The 25,472-nt window shown below is 46.9% G+C and carries 20 protein-coding genes; 4 read left to right on the top strand and 16 right to left on the bottom strand.

The window, feature by feature from the left end; all coding sequences use genetic code 11:
* Positions 1-5: 5 nt before the first annotated feature.
* The 10 genes from BN1234_RS09075 to BN1234_RS09030 form a co-directional block, all read right to left on the bottom strand.
* Entirely contained in the window at positions 6-2,375 is a 2,370-nt protein-coding gene (locus tag BN1234_RS09075; RefSeq protein ID WP_054956343.1) for a DUF4091 domain-containing protein, read from the bottom strand.
* Positions 2,376-2,389: 14 nt separating this feature from the next.
* Positions 2,390-4,009 carry a type 2 periplasmic-binding domain-containing protein gene (locus BN1234_RS09070; RefSeq protein WP_054956342.1) on the bottom strand — a complete coding sequence of 540 codons (1,620 nt, stop codon included), beginning with the start codon at positions 4,007-4,009 and terminating at the stop codon, positions 2,390-2,392.
* A 41-nt stretch (positions 4,010-4,050) separates the two neighbouring features.
* Complete coding sequence (locus tag BN1234_RS09065) at positions 4,051-4,932, bottom strand: carbohydrate ABC transporter permease (protein ID WP_054956341.1); 882 nt, start codon at positions 4,930-4,932, stop codon at positions 4,051-4,053.
* A gap of 12 nt (positions 4,933-4,944) precedes the next feature.
* On the bottom strand, positions 4,945-5,904 hold the full coding sequence (locus BN1234_RS09060; protein WP_054956340.1) for an ABC transporter permease: 960 nt from the start codon (positions 5,902-5,904) through the stop codon (positions 4,945-4,947).
* Positions 5,905-5,947: 43 nt separating this feature from the next.
* Positions 5,948-7,126 carry a Gfo/Idh/MocA family protein gene (locus tag BN1234_RS09055; RefSeq protein ID WP_054956339.1) on the bottom strand — a complete coding sequence of 393 codons (1,179 nt, stop codon included), beginning with the start codon at positions 7,124-7,126 and terminating at the stop codon, positions 5,948-5,950.
* A gap of 113 nt (positions 7,127-7,239) precedes the next feature.
* Positions 7,240-8,295, bottom strand: a complete 1,056-nt coding sequence (locus tag BN1234_RS09050) for a LacI family DNA-binding transcriptional regulator (protein WP_054956338.1) — start codon at positions 8,293-8,295, stop codon at positions 7,240-7,242.
* A 351-nt stretch (positions 8,296-8,646) separates the two neighbouring features.
* Positions 8,647-9,135, bottom strand: a complete 489-nt coding sequence (locus tag BN1234_RS09045; protein ID WP_054956337.1) for a cation:proton antiporter regulatory subunit — start codon at positions 9,133-9,135, stop codon at positions 8,647-8,649.
* Between the two features lie 90 nt (positions 9,136-9,225).
* The gene (locus tag BN1234_RS09040) at positions 9,226-10,470 is read right to left on the bottom strand and encodes a cation:proton antiporter (RefSeq protein WP_054956336.1); all 1,245 of its coding nucleotides are present in this window, start codon (positions 10,468-10,470) and stop codon (positions 9,226-9,228) included.
* A gap of 310 nt (positions 10,471-10,780) precedes the next feature.
* Positions 10,781-11,380: a response regulator transcription factor gene (locus tag BN1234_RS09035; protein WP_054956335.1), complete on the bottom strand. Its 600-nt coding sequence runs from the start codon at positions 11,378-11,380 to the stop codon at positions 10,781-10,783.
* The gene (locus BN1234_RS09030) at positions 11,377-12,513 is read right to left on the bottom strand and encodes a sensor histidine kinase (protein WP_054956334.1); all 1,137 of its coding nucleotides are present in this window, start codon (positions 12,511-12,513) and stop codon (positions 11,377-11,379) included. Before BN1234_RS09030 ends, BN1234_RS09035 begins: the two co-directional genes overlap by 4 nt.
* A 138-nt stretch (positions 12,514-12,651) precedes the next feature.
* Here BN1234_RS09030 and BN1234_RS09025 point away from each other — a divergent pair, with 138 nt between their 5' ends.
* Positions 12,652-13,647: a DUF4003 family protein gene (locus BN1234_RS09025; protein ID WP_054956333.1), complete on the top strand. Its 996-nt coding sequence runs from the start codon at positions 12,652-12,654 to the stop codon at positions 13,645-13,647.
* A gap of 109 nt (positions 13,648-13,756) precedes the next feature.
* Here the strand turns inward: BN1234_RS09025 and desA are convergent, their stop codons facing one another.
* From desA to BN1234_RS09000, 5 genes are all read right to left on the bottom strand, one after another.
* A complete protein-coding gene (desA, locus tag BN1234_RS09020; protein ID WP_054956332.1) occupies positions 13,757-14,833 on the bottom strand; it encodes a Delta(5) desaturase DesA in 1,077 nt (358 codons plus the stop codon).
* Between the two features lie 255 nt (positions 14,834-15,088).
* Complete coding sequence (locus tag BN1234_RS09015) at positions 15,089-16,084, bottom strand: Gfo/Idh/MocA family protein (protein ID WP_054956331.1); 996 nt, start codon at positions 16,082-16,084, stop codon at positions 15,089-15,091.
* A 50-nt stretch (positions 16,085-16,134) separates the two neighbouring features.
* A complete protein-coding gene (locus tag BN1234_RS09010) occupies positions 16,135-16,590 on the bottom strand; it encodes an acyl-CoA thioesterase (RefSeq protein WP_054956330.1) in 456 nt (151 codons plus the stop codon).
* A gap of 480 nt (positions 16,591-17,070) precedes the next feature.
* Positions 17,071-17,706: an SGNH/GDSL hydrolase family protein gene (locus BN1234_RS09005; RefSeq protein WP_054956329.1), complete on the bottom strand. Its 636-nt coding sequence runs from the start codon at positions 17,704-17,706 to the stop codon at positions 17,071-17,073.
* A 209-nt stretch (positions 17,707-17,915) separates the two neighbouring features.
* Positions 17,916-19,664, bottom strand: a complete 1,749-nt coding sequence (locus BN1234_RS09000) for an ABC transporter ATP-binding protein (RefSeq protein ID WP_054956328.1) — start codon at positions 19,662-19,664, stop codon at positions 17,916-17,918.
* Between the two features lie 144 nt (positions 19,665-19,808).
* On the opposite strand from BN1234_RS09000, the gene BN1234_RS08995 reads away from it, so the two are divergent.
* The 3 genes from BN1234_RS08995 to BN1234_RS08985 all read left to right on the top strand — a co-directional run bounded on the left by BN1234_RS08995 (position 19,809) and on the right by BN1234_RS08985 (position 24,678).
* Positions 19,809-21,251, top strand: a complete 1,443-nt coding sequence (locus BN1234_RS08995; protein ID WP_054956327.1) for an ABC transporter permease — start codon at positions 19,809-19,811, stop codon at positions 21,249-21,251.
* Between the two features lie 13 nt (positions 21,252-21,264).
* Positions 21,265-22,773 (top strand): ABC transporter permease, encoded by a 1,509-nt coding sequence (locus BN1234_RS08990; protein ID WP_054956326.1) that lies wholly within the window; start codon positions 21,265-21,267, stop codon positions 22,771-22,773.
* 75 nt (positions 22,774-22,848) lie between these two features.
* Positions 22,849-24,678, top strand: a complete 1,830-nt coding sequence (locus BN1234_RS08985; RefSeq protein ID WP_054956325.1) for an ABC transporter substrate-binding protein — start codon at positions 22,849-22,851, stop codon at positions 24,676-24,678.
* A 123-nt stretch (positions 24,679-24,801) separates the two neighbouring features.
* Here BN1234_RS08985 and BN1234_RS08980 read toward each other — a convergent pair whose 3' ends face one another.
* A complete protein-coding gene (locus BN1234_RS08980; protein WP_054956324.1) occupies positions 24,802-25,470 on the bottom strand; it encodes a DUF6198 family protein in 669 nt (222 codons plus the stop codon).
* Between the last annotated feature and the right edge of the window lie 2 nt (positions 25,471-25,472).

The following is a 25,472-nucleotide window of genomic DNA, read 5'->3' as shown; positions in this document are numbered from 1 at the left end:
CTTCTCTAGTTTCCACCCGGTATCATAGGCTCCTGAGGAGCTGCCGAAGTGAAACGGAAGTTGTCAAAGTACAGCGTCTGCGGAGCGGACTGCCGCCACATCCACAGCTCAATGCCCTTGATTTTGGTCATATCCAGATTGACTTGGCGCAGCGGGATTACCACCTTTTTGTCCTGGCCCGCCCGGACCGTCTGGATAAAGGTATCATCGCTCTTTCCGTCGAGCTGATGGAACTTCACATAAAACTGCACTGTTTCGCCCGGATTGAACACATCAAACTCAAGCGTTTCAAATGCCGACCAGTCACTGGACCGGAATCCCTTGCCTGCTTCAAACAGACGCAGGTTCGGGAAGTTGACGTTCGCCGGGTATATCGCCTCCATGGAATACGTCCCCTCCGTTACATGCTGCTCGGAGAGACCTGTTTTCACCGTGGATGAGGTAAAGCGCTTGACCGCCTCCGGCGTTTCGGCATCGTTCAGGACGATTGAATGCGGCGCATCGGTTTCATAGACAACCAGCTGGCGCTTCACCACCGTAGTCTTTCCATCCCTGCTTACCGCAATATCCAGCTCGTGAACGCCCGCCTCCAGAGCCAGCTCTGTCGAGAAACGAGTGTGCTGTTCCCCTTGCTCTACTGCCGGCATCTGCTGCCCGTTGATCGTTACCTCCGAGCCTTTTTCCGTGTAAACCGTTACATTCCGCGCTCCATCCTTCGGCGTATCCACCGTCACCAGCACGGGTACGCTGTCCGCCTGCGCGGCGATTTCCTCCGCGATTTCGGTCCGTACCTGCATGACCTTGGACGGATCCTCATCAAAGGTCTTTATGTTCTCGTACAACCGGTCATAAAACGGACGTACAGCCTCTCGATATGGGAATTCATTTTCAATACCCAGCTGTGCGGCGGCTTTACGCAGTCCCTGCTCATACATCCACAGGTATTCGTAATCCTCCATGCTTTCGCGGAGTACCTCCAAACGGATCGTGCCGATCGGGCCATCCACGCCGACCTCGGTACCCGGATAGAACAAATATCCGTCCCCATTCGCGCCTGGAAACGCGAGTGGGTCTTTCCATACATCGCGAGGGATGTATTTTTTCAATGCGTAATCATACTTTCCGAACTGGGTCGTTGCCCAATACAGCGTTCCTTCCACGCCATTGTCCCGCTGCATCCAGGTCAGAAGCCTCGTTCCTACCAGATCATCATCAACATGATAGGAAGGGTACGGATGTTTCGGCTTCACATACGTGTACCACCATACCGAATCTCCCGCGGCCTGCTGCTCTTTCGCAAACACTGGATCGAATTTCTCGATGTCCGGCACCCAGATATCGACATCCCCTGTCAACTCATCCACCGGCTGAATGGTGACTAGATGAGGTACACCAGGAGCAGCTTCCTCCAGAGCGTGGTCGATCTGCTTGACACGGTCGTATTTGTCCCGGGTCGGCTCATCGATTTCGGATACATAGAAATAGGCTTTGGACAGCAGGTCCTTCTCTCTCAGCCGGTCAACCAGCTGCCGGATCCGCTCAATATCCGGCTCACCGTCCGCTGTGCGGTAATAGGGCAGTCGATAAGCTGAAATTCTTGGGTCATTGATATATTTCGGCGCCCGTTCCACGTAGCTTTCGATATCCGTATCAGGGATGGGCAGAAATCCCGGCGTCAGGCGATGCTCGACTGAAGCCATATAATATTTCTCAATGTATTTCCAGGCTTCTTCACCAACCACGTTGCCATGATGCTCCTGAACCGGTCCTCCCCAGACGCCGAAATTCGTTTTCGCATGGCTCTCATCCGTCAGCTCGAAATCCCAAACGGTAAGCTCCACCGTCACCCGGACGGGGTTACCCAGCTCGTGCAGCATGACTTCTCCCGTGTAAGTCCCCGCCGGCTGTCCCTTAGGAATATGGACCTTAATCCATATTCCCTGATTATTGCCCGCAGCAACATCCAGTGTGCCATCCAGCGGAATCAGGGCGTCGGGATACCATCCCTTCGGATACGCGGCAGTCGTGGATACTGTTACTTCAACATAATGCTGACGGAACAATTGAATGTCATCTTTGGATATTTTGGCTGATCCATCCTTCTGTTTCAGTTCACTCATCGATATCTGCAGCTTCTGCAAAGGCTGATTGCCCGCCTTTACAATGAGTTGTGCGCTTTCATATTCGTTGCGTGCTGCGCCAAGGCGGATGACCGCATTGGCCGGCTCGGGAAACGGCTGGTTCCGCAGAACCTTTTCCGTATTCGTAGGCACCCATACATCAAACATCGCTTCGGTATTCGCCTCGGCGTTGCTGGGAAGAAAAGACGTCAGCAGGAGTACCGACAGCAGGAACAGAAACAGCTTATTTCTCATCCAAAAAAGTCCTCCTAATCCGCTTTGTACCGCTCATAAGCGGCCGTGTAAATTTCCAAATAATCGGCAAGGCCGATTTTTTCAATGGTGCTCACATATTTATCCCATTCACTGAAAGGCACGTCTCCAACAATGAATTTGGCGGTCATTTCATCTACGTACTTTTTCAGGTCCGCTTCCAGCGGAGTGAACCGTACCAGTTCATCCTGCGTATACGTGAACGCCGGCCAAACTTCCTCCGGCCACTGTGCTTCTACCTTAGCTGCAGCCTCCAGGCTCTCCTTCGTTGCCTCGCCTGCCTTAAACGTTTTGTCTGTCAGCATGGCTGGATAGAAGCCACCGGCCCAGGATAGGAACTTCGACTTTTCCTTTTCCGCTTCTTCGGTGTATTCGATATTACCGTCCGGCTTTTCAATATAACTGACATCCTTGACACCCATGAAGAACAGCTTGCTGCCTTCTTCGCTATAGAAGTGGTCAATCCAGCGAACAGTCGCTTCCGGATGCTTGTTTTTGTCCGTGATGACAAAGGCTCCAACATCAATGAGCGGAGAACGTGCTCTCGAGAAAATCTGGTCGCCATAAGGCCCTTTCAAGGTCGGTGCACCAACAAAATTCTCAATCGTCACGCCCGGGATGGCGTGAGGACTGTTCGTTTCCGCGGAGCCGACCAGGCCTTCATCCATCAACGCGTTCACCTGCGGTCCCTCGATCGTCATAATATCCGGAACCATCAAACCTTCCTTGTACAGCTTATTCAGGTATTCCAGAACTTCCTTATATTTCGGATCGACAGGCAGATAACGGAGCTTGCCGCTGCTTGGATCCATATCCACGCGTGGATGGAGGTTACCCCGGTTACCGAGACCCCAGGCACCCTTCAGCTCGTCAAGCAGGGAGCCATATCCGCTCGCGGCGAATGGAATTTCATCTTGTTTGCCGTTTTTATTCGGATCCTGTGTTTTAACCGCTTTCAAATACTCGTAGTACTCGTCTGTCGTAGCCGGCTCCTTCATGCCGAGCGCATCCAGGAACGCCTTGTTGTACCACAGTTTCGTGCCGATCAGCACCGATTTAAAATTCGGATCATAGAAGGTTGGAAAGGAATAAATGTTGCCGTCCGGCATGGTCATACCTTTTTTAACCTCCGGATACTGCTCCAGCAGCTTTTTGAAATTCGGCGCATACTGGTCGATCAGATCGTTAAGAGGAATAAAAATGCCCTGTCCCCCGTAGTTCATCAAATCACTGGGCGTCAGGCGGGCTGTATGAAACGCATCCGGATAATCCCCGCCCGAGAGAACCAAGTTACGTTTTTCCCCCAAGCTTTCTGCTGGCGTGAGCTGGAAGTTGACGTCGATATTCGTCATCTTCTTGTACTCCTGCCATACCGGAAGAACATTCCAGTCCGGAGGAGCGGAAGCTGCTTTCCCCGCGAAAAACGTCAGCTTGATTGGCTCGTTGACGATTGGAAAGCCGGTTTTATTTACCGCCTCGGTTTTTTCCTTGTTGTCCCCGGGGGTCTCCCCCTTCGGTTTCTCCTTGTCGCCACCTCCGCATGCCGCCACGAGACTCATGGTCATGACTCCTGTCAGCAGCAGCGATGTGAAGCGCTTGAAATTCTTCTTCACCATTATTTAGACCTCCACCTTGATTTTATATTGCGAACAAGAGTCTAGCCCTTGATAGCGCCAATCATAATGCCTTTCACGAAATACTTTTGCAAAAATGGATACAGCACGAGCACCGGTAGGTTGGCCACAATAACAATCGCATATTTAATCGCCTCTGCCTCCATGAGATGCTTTTGTACCGACGAATCCATACTGCCGGCCATCTGATCGACTTGGGACTTGATCAGGATTTCCCGCAAAAACAGCTGCAGCGGATATTTATCCCGATCGTTCAGGTAGATCAATGCGTTGAAGTAGGCGTTCCAGTGGCCCACGCTGTAGAACAGCACCATCACGGCGATAATCGGCATGGAGAGCGGCAGCACGATTTTCCAAAGAGTCTGCATGGTGGAGCACCCATCAATCGAAGCGGACTCCTGGATTTCATTCGGAATGGAGGTCTGGAAGAATGTCCGCATGATGATGATGTTCCATACTGATACAGCGCCTGGAATGATCAGCGCCCACATGGTGTTGATCATGTGAAGATTTTTGATCAGCAGGTAGGTCGGAATGAGGCCACCACTGAAAAACATGGTGAATACCATAAAGCCTGTAATGACGTTTCTCCCTGCAAAATCGCTCCGGGACAGCGGATAGGCCGCAAGAATGGTCATTACCAGATTGATGGACGTGCCGACGAAGGTGTAAAGCAGCGTGTTGGCATATCCGGTCCAAATTTCCTTGTTGGCAAATACAAGTTCATATCCGATAAAAGACAGATCCGTCGGAAACAGCCACATTTCTCCCTTGGAGACCGAAAGCGGATCGCTAATGGAGGCACTGACTACAAAAATAAGCGGATAAAGCACAACAACAAGAATAATCGAAAGAAGCACATAGATGACGCCGAGCGTAATGCGATCCTGCAAAGACTCTTTCATCCCTTTTCCTCCTTACCAAAGACTGGTTTCGTTTACTTTTTTGGCAATCCGGTTCACGGTGACGAGAAGCACAAGGTTGATGACAGAGTTGAACAGGCCAACAGCAGCCGAGAAGCTGTATTGGGCGCCAATGATGCCTTGTTTGTACACATAGGTGGAAATGACTTCGGAGCTTTCGATATTCAGGTCGTTCTGCATCAGGTAAATTTTTTCGAACCCGACGCTCATCACCTGACCGACGTTCAGAATGAGCAGGATGACGACCGTAGGCAGGATTCCCGGAAGGTTGATATGCCAGATACGGCGGAGCCTGCTGGCGCCGTCCACCCGGGCGGCTTCATGAAGGGTGGGATCAATACCCGCGAGAGCAGCCAGATAAATGATCGAGCTCCAGCCCATGCCCTGCCAGACACCAGAGAATACGTAGATCGATTTGAACCATTCCGATTCGATCATGAAAGAAATGCGTTGTCCGCCAAAAAAATCAATGAGATGATTGATGATGCCGTTCTGAGGAGAAAGGAAGATCATGATGAGGCCTACCATGACAACGGTTGAAAGGAAGTGGGGTGCGTAGGTAACCGTTTGTGTGAAACGCTTGAATTTCTGGCTCCCGACCTCGTTGATCAGGAGCGCGAGAAGGAGCGGGAACGGAAAGCCGATCGCCAGCTGATAAAGACTGATGGAAATCGTGTTGAAGATGATTTGCTCGAAGTAGAAGCTCTTGAAAAAGCGTACGAAATGATCAAGTCCGATCCAGTCGCTTGCCCAAATTCCCTTGGCAGCCATAAAGTTTTTGAAAGCAATCTGGACGCCGTACATGGGCAGATAATCGAAGATAATAAAGTAGGCAATGACGGGTGAAATGAGCAGGTACAGCTCCCAGTTTTTGCGGAACGACTTGCCGAAGCGCGTCCTTTTCCGAGACTTTGCCTTCGGCGCTTTCACCTGTGTCGCCGGCGCTGAATTCATTTGAATATTCCCCCTTGTGCTTGACTTGCCTGTCTCCACGCCGTCAAACGTCCATAAGTCTTGGACTGGTCCCGGACATCCACGGTTCAGGCTCTTTTACATGGACTACGCGCCCTCCGGCGCGCATGGATTCCGCTGCCGCACAGCCGACAGCCACGCTCATCCGGCCTGCCAGCGGGTCTGCGACCGGCTCCTTGTTCAGCAGAATCATGTCGAGGAAGTCCTCACAGATGATCGGATCTGCCCCGTTATGCGAACCCTCTGCCTTCTTAATCTCATAGACACGATCTGAAAGTTCCCTCCAGGTTTTTGATGTACGCGTTTTCATAAATACTTTTTGCTCATACTCGCTGTTTTCGATACGTCCCTCGGTACCGATAATCGTATAATTCCGCTGGTAGTCAGGCGTAAAATGGCACTGCAGGTAGGACGCCTTGATGCCGCCTTCCAATTCCATCAGAACCATGCTGTTGTCCTCCACGTCAATTTCCTCCCGGAATGCACATTGAACGAGCGGGCCTGTACGATATTCCGGACAGATCAATTTCTCACTGCATTCAAGGCAGGTCAGATCATTTGGCTTGTTGCCGCCAAAATAATCGAGGCCGCCGAACGCTGTGACCTTTTTCGTGTACCGCCCAGTCAGATAGTGAATGATGTCAATATCATGCGACGCTTTCTGAAGCAGGAGCGAAGTTGTATTGGCAGAATTCCCATGCCAGCTGTGATAATAGTAATCGCTTCCCCGCCCTACGAAATGGCGAACCCAAACTGCCTTCACTTCCCCAATCTCACCGCTATCAACAATCGCCTTCATCGTACGGTACATGTTCATATAGCGCATATTGAAGCCGATCATGAAATGTCTGCCGGATTTCTGCCAGGCATCCAGAATACGGTCGCAGTCCTCCACGGTAATCGCCAGCGGCTTCTCGCAGTACACATGCTTCCCGGCATTAAGCGCTTCCACAGCATGTTTAACGTGTTCATTATCCGGTGTAGTTATAACAACGGCATCAATGTCCTTCCGCTGCAGCAGCTCTTGGTAGTCCAGTGTGACATCGGCATCGGGATTGACCCGCTCCCTGAATTTATTCAACCGGGCGGGATCGATATCCGCGCCTGCGACGACAATAGATCGACCGCCGTTCGGCTGATGCCAATATTTCGTAAACCCTGATCTCTGACCGAGACCAATCACTCCAATTCGTATTTTATCCATGACTTCCTCCTGCAAATTATATTTTTGGCCCCAAATCCCCTATGTTTTTCCCAAAAGGGCAAAAGTAAGGAGAGGCGCCTTGTGCACCTCGGTTATTCATTTCTATGGGCAGTTTATCTTTTATCCGGTAAACGATAGTCCGACGACTTTCGTACCAACAGCTTATGGGGAACAGCCAGCCTGAACGGCAGGGCGTTTTTACCTTCGATTTCGTCAATCAGCACCTTGGCAGCCATCATACCCATTTCCTGTTTGGGAATATGAATGGTCGACAAGGGAGGCGATGTATACTGTGACACCTCAATGTTATCCAGTCCGACAAATGCTATATCCTCCGGGATCGAAAGCCCATACTCCGTGGCCGCTCGAATAGCGGATATCGCCATCATGTCACTAGCCGCAAACACAGCCGTCGGACGCTCCTCCACCGGAAGCTCCATCAGTCTGCACGCCAAGGTATAGCTTTCACTGACGTTCCAGCCGGTGTTGACGACCAGACGGGGATCCAATTCAAGATCCGCTTCCTCAAGCGCCTGCCGGTATCCGCGATATCTCTTTTCCCGATTTAGCTCTCCGGTCAGGCCGGGTCCCCCCATGAACCCGATTCGCCGGTGCCCCATCTCGATCAAATGTTCTACCGCTGCTTTTGCCGCTTCTACACGGTTGTAATGAATAACCGGAACGTCTGGATCGGCAATGTCGATGCCGACTACTGCGGGAATGGCCTGTTTGATGAAATCATATATCTCGGGCGTGATGCCCTCAATAATAATCATGCCATTCAGTTTTTTGTCCCGGATCAGTTGGTGAATAGCTCCTTCGCCCTGCACCTCTTCCATAGTGGTGACATAAGCCAGCACGCTGTTCATCTCTGACAGCTTCTTCTCGATTCCGTCCAGAATCGGTGAAAAATAAGGATGATTGTATTTATTTTGAGTTACGGATACGATGCAGCCAATCTGCCGAAACGGCGCTTCCTGTACGACTTGAAGCTTAGGCTGCGACGGACGCTGTTCTTTCTGGGAGGCGTATCCCAGCTCCTCGGCCGCCGCCACGATTTTGGCTCGTGTTGCCTGGCTTATATGCCGGCTGTAATCGTTGTTCATAACTCGGGAAACGGTGGAAATCGAAACGCCCACATGCTGGGCAATATCCTTCAGTGTAGACATATGTACGCTTTGCTTCCCTCCAATGCCAGATTGAAATATTCATAAATAATGATGCATCCTGTGCCCAAAACTTTTGGTCCCAAAAATGAATTGGTTAATAATGCCATCATAGCAGGGACCTTCAGCAATTGTCAAAGGTTTATAAAGACGATTTTTCTACATAATACGTTATGAATTTGGCCCCAAATTACATTTGGTGCAATTCTTCTTTTGCCGTCACCAAGTCTGATATTCCTGACTTAAAAAGAAAAGTACCCTATAAGGCAGCCCTCATTGAGGTGTCTGCTTTATAGGGTACATTTTACTGTTCCACTAGAATTTTTTTCTGCAAAAGATCGATAGTTTAAAAGGTTACCCTTGTACCAACAGCTCTTTCAACTGCATAATCTGCTTGCGCTCTCCTGAGATAACAAGTGTTGAGCCTGCCGTTAGACGAGCGTCCGGTCCAGGATTGATCTTCTGCTCATTCTTTTTCACGATCGCAAGTACATTAGCTCCCGTGCGCTGACGGATCTGAAGCTCTTCAATCGTCTTATCGACTGTCGGATAGTGGGGATCGATTCGGAACCATTCGATAATCAGATCATCAAGGGACACCTCAATGGTCTCAAGGGCCTTGGGCTTGTACGTCATTCCCCCGATAATCCCTGCGATTTGACGGGCTTCATCGTCTTCAAGCGACACCATGGAAATACTCTCATCCGGATCATCATCTTCAAAATGATACAGTTCCCTGCGACCATCATCATGTATAACAATCACCAGTTTATCACCAGATCTCATATCGACTTGAAACTTTTTTCCGATCCCAGGCAGATCGGTTTCCCTAATCATGCTCATTCTTTGAATCCTCCTGTTCAAACAGCATTTATAATGCTTTCATTTATAGCCTTACCAAGAAGATAACATACTTTAGCACCCTCGTAGCAATTATTCTCCTATTTCTTTCACTTTTTCTTTTTCTTTTATTTTTTCTTTTGATTTTGGTTCGCTCCATTTAAACACCTTGTTCAGCACTTTGTAAATATGCTTGGACTCCTTGGTCAACAGCGGACCTAGAATAGCCAGTACCAATACATACAGCGCCGAGAACGGTTTTAAGATTGGAGCAAGCCCTGCTGAAATCCCGAGATTAGCAACAATGATGGTGAATTCTCCCCTAGCCATAATAGTCAGACCAATATTAGCAGAAGCCTTATGAGAGAGACCCGCATTGCGCCCGGCAATCATTCCTGCGATAACATTACAGATGATTGTTAAAGCGATGGCTCCTAGTGCCATCCAGGCTGCATCTCCGAGTGCCAATGGATCAATACTCAGCCCGAAGCTGAAGAAGAAAATAGCCCCGAAGAAATCCCGGAAAGGCACAACAAGATGCTCAATCCTTTTACTGTGCTCTGTCTCCGATAAGGCGAGCCCGAACAGCAGCGCTCCAATAGCTTCTGCTACATGCAGCGTCTCCGAAAAGCCGGCTATGAAGAATAACGAAGCGAATACTACAATGATAAAAATTTCACTTGATGTAATGTTAAGCAGCTTATTCAGAATCGGCGTTCCTTTTCTTGCGATAAAGAAGAACAGCAGCATATATCCGATAGAAATGGATACCGATAACAGTGTGGCTCCTACCGAAGTAGCTCCTCCAAGCAGCAGCCCGGACATAACGGATAGAAATACAGCGAGGAAAATATCATCAAATAATATCATCCCAAGAATCAGCTCGGTTTCCGAATTACCGGTACGTCTGAGATCAACCAGAACCTTAGCCACAATGGCACTCGATGAAACAGAGAGCATTCCTGCTATTATTAACGTCTCATATAACGGGAGCCCGAATAAGAAGCCGTATCCGAGTCCAAGTAAGAAATTTAACAGGACATAAACCGTGCCGCCAAAAACAATATTTTTACCCGACTTGATTAATTTCTGAACCGAAAATTCCAGCCCCAGATAAAATAATAGGAATAATACCCCGATTCTTCCTAGAAAATCAATAATAGGTTGACTCTCAATAAACCTGAAATCCAGGATTCCAATGGTTGGGGCGTGTGGCCCCACGAGCATTCCAAGTACAATCAGAAACGGAATAATGGAAAACTTGAGTTTACCTGCCAATACAGAAGCAAGGGCAATCAGCATCAGGGCCGTACCGACTTCAAAGATCATATGGTCCATCTAACATTCATCCTCCCCCTTAGTCATTTATAGGCAATCATTATCTATTATACATTTATTTTGCATAGAATTACATAGCAAGCAGCATTTAATTTCAATTAAATTATATTATATGTTCATATTTTCATATAAATAAAGTGCTTATTTATCAAGCAGTTTGTATTTACATTATATGTATGGAATGAGGCCTTAAGAATTTCTTTATCAGCCTTCCTTTGTTTAAATCTATTCATTTTGATGTATAAAAATTCATATTTAAAAATAAAAAACACCCTTTCTTAAAAAGGTGTTCTATCTTCCAAGCATACTTTTATTTAAACCAGCCTTTTTCCTTAAACCGGGTAATTGCCTCAATTCGGTTGCTTACACCCAGCTTATCCAGGATAACAGAGATATAATTACGAACGGTGCCTGTCGTAAGAAACAGCTCATTGGCAATTTCCTTCGTATTCTTTCCATCTGCAATAAGGCCAAGTACTTCCTTCTCTCTCACGGTTAACGGATTCTCCTCACCATAAGCTTCATCCACAAGCTCCGGAGCATATATGCGTCTGCCATCCATAATGCTGCGAATGGACGTTGCAAGCTCTTCACTCGGACTATCCTTTAACAGATAACCATGAGCACCAGCCTTTAAAGCCCGTTCAAAGTATCCGGGGCGTGCAAATGTTGTTAATATTAATATTTTGCATCCCGTACCTTTGAGTTCCTCGGCTGCTTCGAGCCCACTCTTGATCGGCATCTCGATGTCCATGATACATACATCCGGTTGGTGAAGCTGGACCAGCTTTACAGCATCCTCTCCATTATTCGCCGTTCCTACCACCTGCATATCGTCCTCCAGATCCAGCAGGGAGGCAAGAGCCCCGAGTAGCATTCGTTGGTCTTCCGCTATAACTACTGAAATCATTTCTCCGCCCCCTCTTCCAGCTGTTTCAGCACAAAAGGTACTTTGATCACCAGAATCGTTCCCTGATCTGACTTTATTTCCATACTTCCATTTACAAAATCAAGCCGCTCCCACATTCCTCTCAGACCGTTTCCACGGTTATATACCGCATCACTCGGTATGCCGATCCCGTTATCTTGAACGGTGACCGTAATGCCGCTTCTGCTTGATTCAAATGAAATGGAGCAGGCAGTGGCGTTACTGTGCTTCACAATATTATTAACCGCTTCCTTCAAGCACATGCTCAGTACATTTTCGTTCATAAGTGAAACATTATTGAACTCCGTACTTCCATTCAGTGTAAACTCGATCTGCGCCGCCTTTAAAATCTGTTTGATGCGGAAGATTTCATCCTCCAGCCGAGTGCCCCGCATTTGGGTAACCATCTCCCGTACTTCCTTCAATGCTGTTCTTGCCGTCTGTCTTACATCATCAATCTCCGCCTGAGCGCGGGATGGATCCTTCGTTATGAGTTTGCTGGCAAGATCGCTTTTCAAGCCAATCAGGGACAGCTTCTGTCCCAATGTATCATGAAGATCACGAGCAATCCGCTGCCGTTCCTCCAGCTTCACCATTTCCGATATTTTTTTGTTCGCATCCTCAAGCTGGTTTTGAAGCTTATCATTCTTATTACGGTTGTATGTCGTTACCGGCAGCAAAATCACCGCTACCACACTTATTATCACAAAGGGTAACTGCGTCATGAACCACGGGGTTTTGGATATAAATCCATAGTTAATCGTCATGATTGTCGTGACGAGATGAACCGAATACAAGGTGAAAAATCCGATCTTGTTCTTAATATTCCCGATAAAGAACGCCAGGAAAAGCGAGAAATATACATAACCGAACAGAAGTGACATCGTAACCGATATCAGAATTTGAACACTTGTCCAAAAATACACAAGCCAGCCTTTGGATACAAAGGAAAGCACATAACAGATAAAGAAAACCACAATCAAAAGAATTCCGATTACGATTTGATAGGTGGATGAAGAGCGAAATATAAAGTAAAAAGGTAAAATATAAAAGACGACCCATACATACGGATTCAGCCCTGTGTTTCTCTGAAAAATCTGATGCCACTTCTGCATAGGCCCTCACCTCGGTTCGTCTTTATTACCTAATATTCTATCATAATTCGTCCGCTTTAACTTTGCGTAAAATGAATCTGTATCTAAGTTTTCTTCGTATGTAATAGTAATTTATAAATTTGTTTAGGGGTGTGTCATATGAATGAACCGTTTGCAGCAAGGCTTGATTTATTCGCAGAGAATGCACAGAGGATCAAAAAAGCTTTCCCCTGGCAAAATACAATGATTAACCGTTTGGCGGGATTACTGTACACAGCCGCGAATAAAGAAGCAGATGTGGAAGCGATTCGTGCGAGCCACGAGCTTATTAAGAAAAATACCGGGCTGTTCTCTTTATTTAGAGGTGCGTCAGTCATCAACATTGCTGCAATGCTCTCTCTTTCTCCAGACAAGGAGCAGCAGTTTTCAAACACCCTAATCGTATACGACATCATGAAGGAGTCCAAATTTAGAGCCTCTGATTATCTGGTCGTTGCTGCTTATCAAATCGCAGCTCATACAACTCCAGATCGATATCAATCTACGGTAGAGCGCGCCAAAATGTTTTACGATCGTATGAAAGCCAAGCACCGTTTCCTCACACGTCAGGATGATTATATCTTCTCCGCTATGCTTGGTCTTTCTGATCTTGAGGTTGAAAGCGGAGTGGAACAGATGGAGCAGCTCTATTCTTCACTTAAGCCTGAATTTCTGTCGGGGAACAGTGTGCAAGCACTGACACAGGTGCTCGTTCTTGGTAATGAAGTTCCGGAAGGAGCGGACCGTGTACTGGTATTACGTGATGCGTTCCGCGCCCAAGGCATTCAGATGCATAAGGAATACACGCTCTCTTCTCTTGGCGTGCTATCTTTGCTCCCTTGCAGCAGTGAGGATCTTGTTACAGAGATCTCGGAGACATTTGAACATCTGCGTACCAAAAAAGGCTTCGGCAGCTTCTCCATTGGTAAACAGGAATTACTGCTTCTGTCGGCCGCGCTTGTAGCTTTCAAATATGTTGATGAGATGCGAAACGGTGTATTAACTACGGCACTCTCGACCAGCATTACCAATATTGTGATTGCTCAGCAAGCAGCTCTTGCCGCGGCTGCGGCTGCATCGGCTGCTGCTGCAGCTTCCTCTTCTTCGAACTCATAAGCTGATCCGTGAACACGGAACGGAAGTTCCGGTAACAAAATATCGGTCAAGACTGCGGATTAACGCCGCTTTGACCGATATTTTTTACTTATTATATTTGCATTAACACTTATTTCCCTTGCAGCCCAGGCTTTGGTCGATGCATCGCCTCTGCGACAGGTACTGTCCGATCAGCCATCGATTTCCCCTGCTTTCTCCGCTTCAAATCTCTAAAGGTGATAAACGACTTGCTCTCTTCATCCCACAGACGAAACCGGATTGCCTTTAGGCTGGTACGAACCGTAATCGTCGTTGCTTTCTGCAGAGGTGGTGTAGCATTATGCGCCTTCTCCAGATTGTAATTCGGAACCTTGGGACTCAGATGGTGCACGTGGTGGAAGCCGATATTACCTGTAATCCACTGCAGCAGTTTCGGAAGCTTATAATATGAACTACCCTCCACTGCAGCATTGATATACGACCATTCCTCATCGTGCTCAAAATAGGTGTCTTCGAACTGATGCTGTACATAGAACAACCAGATCCCCATCATACCGGAGAAAAAGAAGATCGGGGCTTGGACGAGAACAAAAGCCTGCCAGCCGATTGCCCAGATCAGCAGTGAATACAAAGCCACTAGAGATACATTGGTGATATAGGTGCTGACTCTCTCCTTACGTTTCGCACCCTTCCGGTTGAAGCGATACGTTATCAGAAATATAAAGATCGGACCAAGTCCAAACATGACCAAGGGATTTCTATAAAAACGATACGATAAACGAGTCCAGAATGAAGCTTCCTCATATTCTTCTACCGTGAGAACCCACATGTCTCCCGTTCCGCGCTTATCCAGATTGCTGCTGGTCGCGTGATGGATAGAGTGGCTTATTTTCCATTTTTGATAAGGAACGAGCGTGATTATACCGGTAATGGTACCAAGGATTTCGTTCGCCCGGCGGCTCTTGAAGAAGGATTGATGACAGGTGTCATGAAATATAATAAATGTCCGAACCACAAACCCCGATGCAACGATGGCGATCGGAAGCGTTAGCCAGTAGGATACGGATAAACTTAAATACGCGGCATACCACAACAGTATCAATGGCACTAACGTGTTAAAAAGCTGCTTGATACTCGATTTCGTCTCTATTTTTTCATAGGGCGCAACATTTTTCTTCAAACTCGACAAGCTGTTGGATTGGGCCATTGCAGGTTTCCCCCTCGATTTTCATGAAGTGCGTTGATGCTTGAGTACCTGTTATATATAAACCTACTTTTAATTATAAGTACCAGGTGTCATATGCAGTAGTCATAAACGTCAATTCGTATATATGACAAATGTCATATAGAGGGGTAGTAAGGGCTTGAATCTTCTTCTATAAACAAAAGAAAAACCCAAGCTTCACCGCAGCTTGAGTTATATAAAAATGATTGATAGACGCGCAATGTTATCATGCCAAATTCATAGTCTCTCATCCGCAGGATAACGAAGACCGATCTGTCGTCTTGCTTCCTCCGCAATTTCAGCAGTAATGATCGAGTTCTCCAGCGAGTTGATTACACTGTCTCTCTTGCCGGTTTCGAGCAGCTCGATAAATTCATTCACTTCATAATACATGGACTCATGTGTTTGGGACTGTGTAATATCCTCAATCGTTCCATCTCTATAATAAATCTTCACATCATAAGGCTGATTGATCTTGTCAATCACCATCGTTCCATTCTCACCCTGAATTTCGGCAGGAACATATGAATGGCTAATCTTTGAGTGCATGATGACAGCATCCATCTTGGGGTATTGAAGCAGTATGCTTCCTTCCCCATCCACCCCGGAGGACAGCATTACACCCGCAGCCTGTACCTTATCCGGCTTACCGAACAAAGCTACCATCGGATAAATACAATAGACCCCCAGATCCATGAGAGATCCATTGGAGTACTCAGGATTGAAGGCGTTGAGAATCGTCCCTTGTTTAAAAGCATCATAACGGGAGGAATACTGGCAATAGCTTGCAAAATAGCGGCGTATCCGGCCAAGCTTATACAGGTTGTCCTTGACCGCTTTGAAATTAGGCATGAGCGTTGACTTTAATGCTTCCATAAGCAGCACATCATTCTCCTGCGCGGCAGAGATCATTCTTCTCACTTCATCTGTGTTTGAGGCAATGGGCTTCTCACACAATACATGCTTTCCGTGATTCATGCATAGAATGGCCTGCTCGGCGTGAAAAGAGTTCGGACTTGCAATATATACGGCGTCCACCTCATCACTTGATGCCATTTGCTTCAGATCGGTATATACAGCGGGGGAGTGATCATATTTTGCAGCAAAAGCCTTCCCCTTCTCTTCCGTGCGGGAATAGACTGCTGCCAGTACGAATTGCTCAGTCTCCATAGCGGCCTGTATGAAACGTTCTGTAATCCAATTGGTACCGATAATTCCAAAGCGCACTTTCATGATTTCTTCGCCTTCCTTCCTGTTATATGCAGGCGCATCGCCGCCAGCGATTATTTCCAGTCCTCGAAAGATGCAATTTTGTTCCGGACGAAGTCAGGGATCGGCGTGCTCTTACCGCTCTTGGTGTCGATAAGCACAATCGTTCCGCGTCCTGCAGCCTTCAACTGGTCTTCCACCATGATGGCATACTGTACATCCATGGAGGAACGGCCAATCTCAGCAACCCTTACATGGAGAACAAGAGGGTCCTTGAGATACATCTGCGCCAGGTATTGGCATTCCAGATTAGCCACAATGGAAACCTTCTCCTCACTGAACAGCTCCTCCGTCAAGCCCAGGTTCTCGAAATATTCAATTCGTCCTTGTTCAAAATACATAAAATAACTGACATTATTCACATGTCCCAGCATATCTGTCTCGCAATAGCGAATTTTGATTGGAGTGGAAAAATGGAATGTATTCAACCAACTCTGAGGATCTGGTTTTACAAAGCTTTCTTTTTTCATGATGATTCCCCTTTTGCTGATGAAAGTCACTTCTACTAGAATAATGAAAAAATGTGATATTCGTCAATAATGACGTGGCAAAACTTAGTAACTCATCACTGCGAATGCAGATCAATCTTCCGATCGCTCTTGTTCCCGGATTTCTTCTGGATTAGTATTATTGTTGAAATCCGGGAAAGCTTATGCTTTCGATGCAGCTTTCCTCCGGAAAGCTTTTAAGGCGAACGCTTTGCTTCTCCAGATTAATTCTGCCTTCTCCGTTGAAGCTATAAATCTCAAGTGCGAGCCGCATAACGAAATGTCTTCTATTTGACGCTGCAAGTACGAATTCTTCCTTCCATTGCTGCCCCGTGTGCATTCATCAAAAAATATATAGATAAAGGAGCTGTCCTTCGTAGAAAACATTCTACTATGGGGACAGCCCCTTATAAGTGTAACACTTTATCGGATTATATTGGGATAGTTGATAGATTTCTTACTCTATCTTGAGCGAAGTCCCATCGTTTCCATCCAAGCATTCGCAATAAGAGCATGACCCGCAGGTGAAGGGTGTACACCGTCTGAAGCCCAGTAAGCTGGCTCACGCCGCGCTGCGGCTGCGGCAAACAAGCCATCAAGCGGTACGAGCAAGGCTTCAAATGCAGCAGCGAGCTCTCTGACCGCTGCTATCTTCGGATCCAGATCCTCCCGCCAAGCTTTACGGTCCACCGGATGCGGCAGAACGAACGGCTCAAGTAGAATTAACTTCGCGTCAAGTTTATCCTTTGTTTGGTTCAACAGATCACGGTAGCCTTCCTTGAATTGCTCCACACTGGTCGGGTCCTGATGATCGTAACGGCGCCAGCAATCATTAATACCAATATAAACGGATACCCAAGTCGGTTTGAGATCAAGGCAATCCTCCTGCCATCTTGCCTGTAAATCCTTTACGCGGTTACCGCTGATTCCCCGGTTCAGAAAGGTGATATTCATTTCTGGGTGCGCCGCACCTACCAGGCCGGCCGTCATCAGCGCATATCCTTTACCCAGATCATTCGGATGATTACGATCTCTTCCTGCGTCAGTAATGCTGTCTCCCTGAAAAAGCACAATGTCACCTTTACGCAATCGATTCATTCCAATTCCTCCTAAGAATCTTCCTAAAATGGGTTCCTATCCTTCCATTAACTATGTAATCGAAACAGAAAAATTGTCAATATAAACCTTGTATAATCTTGGACGATTTCAGAAACATCCAGGCCCAGCAAAAAAGGAGCTTCCCCACCCCCCGCCAAAACGGCCAAGTAGAGAAACTCCCTAAGTAATATAGATAACAAGTATGCACTCTAGGCAGAAGTGCCGATTGGGCGGGCAACCCAGTGCCCTTGTGACACCTCAACCAGTTCGGAGTGCTCTAAATTGTATTTGTCTGCACCGGTCCGCTCTTCCATCAAGACACGCTTCTTCTTCGCTTCGATCTTAGGATCCGGGACCGGAATAGCTGCCAGCAATGATTTCGTATAGTCATGCTGGGGATTCGAGTATAATTCTTCACTTTCCGCAAGCTCCACGATTTTACCCATATACATTACAGCTACACGATCACTGATATGCTTGACCATGGAAAGATCATGGGCAATGAACAGATACGTCAGTCCAAGCCGATGCTGAAGCTCTTCGAGCAGCTTGACGATCTGTGACTGGATCGAAACATCGAGTGCAGATAAAGGCTCATCACAGACGATGAATTTCGGCTCTACGGCAAGTGCCCGGGCTATCCCGATTCGCTGGCGCTGCCCGCCCGAGAATTCATGCGGATATCGCAAAGCGAATGCAGGGTCAAGCCCTACCATATCCAGAAGCTCTTCAACCCGTTTTCTGCGTTCCTGCTTGCTTCCTGACAGCTTATGCACATCCAGTGCTTCACCGATAATATCCAGCACCTTCAGCCGGGGGTTCAGCGAGGCATACGGATCCTGGAAGATCATCTGCATATAGCGTCTCATCGTTTTCATCTCTGAGGAGGTCAGACGGTTAACTGCCATTCCCTGATACAGCACCTCACCGCCGGTTGGCTGGTGGAGTCTTAATATCGCTCTTCCGGTTGTGGACTTGCCGCAGCCGGATTCACCAACAACGCCGAGCGTTTCACCGGCATTTATATGGAAGCTGATATCATTCACAGCCTTCAGTACGTTCCCTTTGCCCATATCGAAATACTGCTTCAGCGATTTCACTTCGATCAGCGGGCGTTCCAGATCTGCTCCGCTTATGATCAGCGGAGCAGGCTTCGGCTTCTTCTTCTCGTCCAGACGAGGCAGTGCGTTAAGAAGCTTGAGTGTGTACGGATGCTGTGGATTCTCAAATATCTCTTCCGTCGTTCCTGTCTCTACAATAACTCCATCCTTCATAACAGCTACACGGTCACACATCCCTGCCACAACGCCGAGGTCATGTGTAATCAGAATAATAGAAGTGCCGAAGCGCTCCTGCATATCTTTCATCAGATTCAGGATTTGAGCCTGGATGGTAACATCCAGTGCTGTGGTAGGCTCGTCAGCTATAAGCAAGGAAGGCTGGCAGGCAAGGGCAATCCCGATCATAACCCGCTGGCGCATCCCTCCGGAGAACTCATGCGGATATTGATTATAACGCTCCTCGCTGTTCGGGATTCCAACCAGCTTCAGCATGTCCATTGCCTGCTTCTTCGCTTCTTTCCGCGAAAGCTTCTGGTGCTTGATCAGACTTTCTGATATTTGTTCTCCGATCTTTATGGTCGGATTTAAAGAAGTCATCGGGTCTTGAAAGATCATACCCATATCACGACCGCGGATGCTCTCCATTTCTTTCTCTGTCTTACCGGCAAGATTCTCACCAAGGAAAATAACTTCTCCATCCTTCATTATAGAAGGAGGTGAAGGAAGCAGCTTCATAATCGAACGGGCTGTAACACTTTTGCCGCTGCCGGATTCACCTACAATTCCGAGCGTTTCCCCCTTGTTAAGTTCAAAACTGACTCCACGTACAGCATGAAATTCCGAGTCTCGGGATTGAAAGGATACGCTCAGGTTTTTCACTTGCAGTATCGGTTCCATCTAACTTCGCCTGCCTTATCCTATATAAATATCATTGAATTATGTTAACCTCTTAATCTATTGACTTTTAAAAATACCTAAAATAAAATATACTATATCACTCGGATTAATGCAATTTCATATAAAAAGGAGGATCGACATCTTATGGCGGGGACAGAAGCAGCCGGTAAGATCCGGTTAGCTAGCACAATTAGCAAGACTTACAGAAAGATCCTTCTGAATCCTTCATATAAATATATTCTTCTATTATTAGGAGCGCCTGTGAATCTGGTGGTGTTCCTTATTTATATGGTTCAGAGCAAAAAGGATGCTTATTCCACGCTCAGAACGAAAATCCAGGCTGAGCTCCTCGCATCGGACTTTCGGGACAAACTGCTATCAGATAATAAAGAACAGCTCCTTAGGAAGCATACTTTCTTTAAACAGAAGGTAAACGAGGGTAAATTGAGGCGAGAAGCAGAGGCCCTGACAGATGCCCAGTTCCGGGAAGTTGTAGACGAACGGACCCGCAAGGAAATGCAGCTAAGCGGAAGAAGCCGGATTACTTTTGCCGACACTTTCGCCTCACTCATAGAACGTCCGATTTTTCTTGCGATATCCTTACTGCCGGGCTTGCTCATGTATATCCTGATCTTTTTATACAGCAATCCTTATCTGAAATATATATTTGAACGCATTATCATGAGCGTCTTTGTTATATTCGGCGTTTCGGTTCTGGTCTTCACCATTCTGCACTTGTCCCCGTTCAACCCGGCTGCCAACATTCTCGGGGAAACGGCTACGAAGGAGCAGATTGCTGCCTTTAATCAGATGCATGGACTGGATCAGCCTTATCTGACTCAATTGTGGAATAACATCAAGGGGATTGCTACCTTCGATCTTGGTAAATCTTTTGCCGGTAATGAAGAGATCACGGCCTCGATTGCAAGAAAATTCCCGATTACGCTGACGTTAACCGTCATTTCGCTAATCCTGGCATTACTTATCGCTATACCGGTCGGCATTATTTCGGCTACCAAGCCAAACTCGTTTTTTGACTATACGTTTATGTTTATTGCCTTGTTAGGCTTATCCATTCCAAGCTTCTGGCAAGGGCTTATCTTTATACTTAATTTTTCAATTAAGCTGCAGTGGCTGCCTGCCACCTTTAACCCGCAGAACTGGCTGTCTATCATTATGCCGGTCATCGTGCTGGGTACAGGATTAACCGCTGCTGTAGCAAGAATGACTCGTTCTTCGACGCTTGAGGTTATTCATGAAGATTACATGATGACAGCCAGAGCGAAGGGACTGAGCAAGCGCCAAATCCTGCGTAAACATGCGGTTCGAAACGCCCTTATTCCGATTATTACAGTCATCGGGCTTCAATTCGGCGGTATGCTCGGCGGATCTGCAGTAACCGAGAAAGTATTTAATATCAGCGGTATCGGAAGTTATATCGTGGATAAGCAGTTTATCCCTGATATCCCTGCCATTATGGGCGGGGTTGTCTATACAGCCATCACCATCTCGCTGGTGAATGTCATCATTGATATTTTGTATGCATTCTTTGATCCAAGAATCCGATCCAAGATGAAACAATACTAAAGCAGGTGTACTCATGATCAAGAATCTACTTAACAAGCATCAAGCCGGGCATCAGCTGAATTCCTCGAAAGAGTATAGCCAGGCCGGCTTCACAACCGTTGTCTCTCTGGTACTCACCCTGATTCTGCTGTTGAACAGCTATGATTTCACTGACAAAACGCTTAAGCCGTTTGTTTTCTCTGCTTTTGCCGCCTACGCCTTATTTACCATATTACAAATCACCGCCACCCTCCTGATCCGAAAAGATCTGCTTCGTGACGGGCATATTCGCCGTTCTACCCGGGCACTGGGTTATGTATTGCTGCTTAGTATTGTTACAGGAAATATTTTTATTGTCACGTTTGCCTTCAATCTCGTTAAGAAGCAAAAAAATCCCGAATATACGATCGCGGTATATATGCTGCTGACGCAAGTGTTCGTCATTGCGCTCTCTGCGCTGAATATGTTTAAGCCTTATGTGGCTGATACGTTCCTGATGGGCATGGCAATCCTGCTGATCGTCGCTGTCTTCCATTTCATAGCCCTTCTTCTGGTGGCTAAATATGTGGAAAGGGATACTGCCCCTCCAAAATTGATCTGGCTGGCATTTCCGCTCATTCTTACGGCGGTTACCGGGAATATATTCGCCTTGGTTTTGGGCATGAACCTGTTGTCCAAGATTCGCAAGAGAGGCAATCCTGCAGTTACCCGCTGGTCCGATGTATGGGTACGGATTACGAATAACACAACCGCAATGCTGGGACTGTTCTTTATCGTCTTCCTGTTCTCCGTATCGGTGTGCAGTCTGCTTACATTTGATTACGGATTTGCTGTAGACAACAACTACTCAGCAATTCTGCAGCATCCAAGCCTTGCCTATCCGCTCGGCACAGATAACTTCGGCAGATGTCTGTTCTCCAGAATTGTCTTCGGTGCCCGTATTTCCTTAATCGTCGGATTCATGTCCACGGTGATTCCACTTGTGATCGGGGGGATCCTTGGTGCAATTTCCGGCTACTATGGACGCCATACGGACAACATCATCATGCGTTTATTGGATATCCTGTATGCCATTCCCGGCATTCTGCTCGCCATCGCGATAATCGCAGCTTTTGGCGCAAATACAGTCAACCTGATTCTTGCACTCAGCATCGGAGCTATCCCAACATACGCGAGAACGATGAGAGCCAATGTGCTGCTCGTATCTACCTTTGAATATGTGGATGCCGCCAGAGCATTTGGGTCAAGTAATCTGTCCATTATTTTTAAACATATCGTTCCCAACTCCCTTGCACCGATGATTGTAAAATCTACATTGACCATCGGGGGAGCTGTCATTTCTACAAGCAGCTTAAGCTATTTAGGACTTGGGGTAGAGCCTCATATACCGGAGTGGGGAAATATTCTGAAGATTGGCAGCACCTATCTTGAAACGAACTCATACCTGGCGATTTATCCGGGTCTTGCCATTATAGCACTCGTATTATCCTTCAACTTTCTGGGTGACGGCTTAAGGGATGCACTCGATCCCAAGATGAATTAATCGCATGATGCATTATATTTTCACCACATAAGCATTTTGATAAATGCTACAAAAACAGATCAGGAGGAACACATCATGAAAAAAAGATCGTTACTGCTTCTGCTGCTCGCACTTGTTATGGTGGTCAGCGGCTGCACAGTCAAAACGAAAGATGAAGCGGCTCCCAAGCCATCCGAACCTGCGGGCGAACAGCAACCTGTAAATCCGTCAGCAGTTACCATTGAACTTCTCGGCATGAGCTCAGCTGAATCGGATATGAATATTATCCGTGACCAGCTAACCAAAAACGGGTTCAATGTAAAGCTGAATATGCAGCCAGACTTCGGGAGCTTTAAGGCTCAAGAGGATGCAGGGAATTACGATGTTTCCCTCTCCAGCTGGACAACCGTAACAGGTAACCCGGACTACGCGGTCCGCTCCCTGTTCAAGACGGGCGGGGACTACAGCAAGCTCTCCGATGAAGAAATTGATAAATTGATTGATCAGGCCGCTACACAGACACCTGAGGAAGCTAAAGAAACTTACAACCAGCTGGAGCAGCGCCTCGTGACAGACAAGGCCTATATTGCACCGCTGTATATCTCGCTGAAAAGCCAGGCATTCAATAAGGATATTCTCGATGAGAATTCCGTAAGATTGTCCAAATCCCGCTCTCTGCCTTGGGAAGCTGTTGATTTCAAGGATCCGTCCAAGCGTGATAAGGAACCGCTGATTTTATCTCAATCGATCTCGGAGCTGACATCCCTTGACCCTATCAAGGGTAACGACGGCTCGATTAATATTATTAACACGAACATGAACGTACGTCTGATTAACCTGACGGATGATGACAAGATTACTTCCGAAGGCTCTCTTTCCTACAATCACAGCATTGCAGAAGGAAACTCCGAGTATTATTTCATTCTTAGAGATGATATCAACTTCGCTCAGGTGAAGGACAAGCTCGCTGCTGATTCCGGTGAGCGCGTTGGCGCAGATGACGTTATTTTTTCATTAAACCGTGCTAAAGATAAAAACTCTGTTCCGGATCACCGGACATACACGCTGCACGAGCACATCAAGGATGTTGAAGTGGTGAAAGACCTGGGCTCACTTGATGCAGTCAAGGTGTCCGGCAGCGACGAAACTGTAAAACAATCGCTTGAAAAAGGGCTGGATGCTCCAATCTCCTCCCTTGTGACAGACAAGAACCAGGCAAGCACAAAAGACGGTAAATATCAGGTTATTAAATTGACAACAACCGAGCCGTTCCCGCAAGTACTGAATTATCTGGCTCACCAATCTGCTGGTATCGTATCCAAAAAGCAGGTGGAGAGCATTAACACGTATGAGGTAGCCAAATTTGATGTGAATAAGGACATCCCTTATGGCGACCAGAACACAGTGACCGAAGGCGACAAGTATAACAACACACTGTATGCCAGCGGCCCGTACATTCTGTCTTACAAGAACGATTATGAAGCTATATTCTACAAAAACCCTGGTTACATGAAGGGTACAGAAAATGAGCCTAAGATCAATCAGGTAAGAGTCCGTTTCATTAAAGATGCAGACAGCACCTTGTCTGCTCTGCGCAGCGGTGAAATTCACTTGTATTACGGCGTTCCGGAAACGAAATATGATGTCGTAAAAAGTGACAGCAAGCTGAAGCTGCAGACCATTGAGAGCAACGCGGTATCTTACCTGCTCTTCAATACCAAGAACCGCGATGTTGCGAAGAATGAAGACCTGAGAAAAGCAGTTCTATACTCCATCAATCAGGACGAAATCCTGTCCTACTACGGCGGTAACAAGATCAAGGCATTCTCCACCGTCAGCCCGCTAGTGAAAACCGGTAATGAGCTGAAAGCCGACCCGGCGAAGGTGAAGGAACACCTGGCTAAATACCAAGAAGCTTCCAAATAAAGTCTGTTATGAAAAGAGGCTTCCTCCAGTCCATCGACTGAGGGAGGCCTCTTTCAATAAAAAAGACCCTCGAACCTGAGCTCGAGGGTTAAAATATAAGAAGGAAATGGTGAGGTTTTGCTATTAAACCGCAGAGAATTGCTTATCAGTCTCATGATCCATCCCAGCAATTTTCTTGGAGAAAGGAGCGAATTTAGGCAATAGGAAATCAATCACTTTACCAAATGTAAACACGGCAACCAATGTTCCCACTCCCCAAGGAGCTTTCATAAGCACACCTAAAGCAAACAAGATCACATAAGCTATAGTCAATCCTACTCCATAACTTTTCTTAATCATGTCCGCAGCTGTAAAAGCTAAAATATCACTGGTTTGATATCCCAAGTCAATCGGAATATAGTAAGCCAAAGAAAAAATGATGAGTATAGAACCAATTAAAATAAATAGAAGTTTCAATATAATACTCATTTCATCGGCAGCAGGCAGGACAGGTGTAAGGGCATCAGTCCATACATTGATAAATGGGCCAATTAAGAAACACCATGCAGCCGTACCAAAGTTAACAAGGTTCCTCTTCAAGAAGAAAAATGCGACAAACACTAATCCTTCAAACAGAAGGGCAGTTGTACCCAGCTGCAAACCGAGGACATTCGATAATCCGATTTCAAACGTAGTTAATGGATCGGAGCCCCAGCCTACATGTACAAACAATACAACACCCAATGCAGCAATAGGTACGGATGGAAGTATAGCCAAGCATTTTCTGAGGTAAGATTTAAAAAAGTCACTCATTA

The sequence above is a fragment of the Paenibacillus dakarensis genome (genome assembly GCF_001373415.1).
Classification (GTDB): domain Bacteria; phylum Bacillota; class Bacilli; order Paenibacillales; family Paenibacillaceae; genus Paenibacillus_AQ; species Paenibacillus_AQ dakarensis.
Note: the sequence above shows the minus strand (reverse complement) of the source record. Positions and strands in the feature narration are given on the sequence as shown.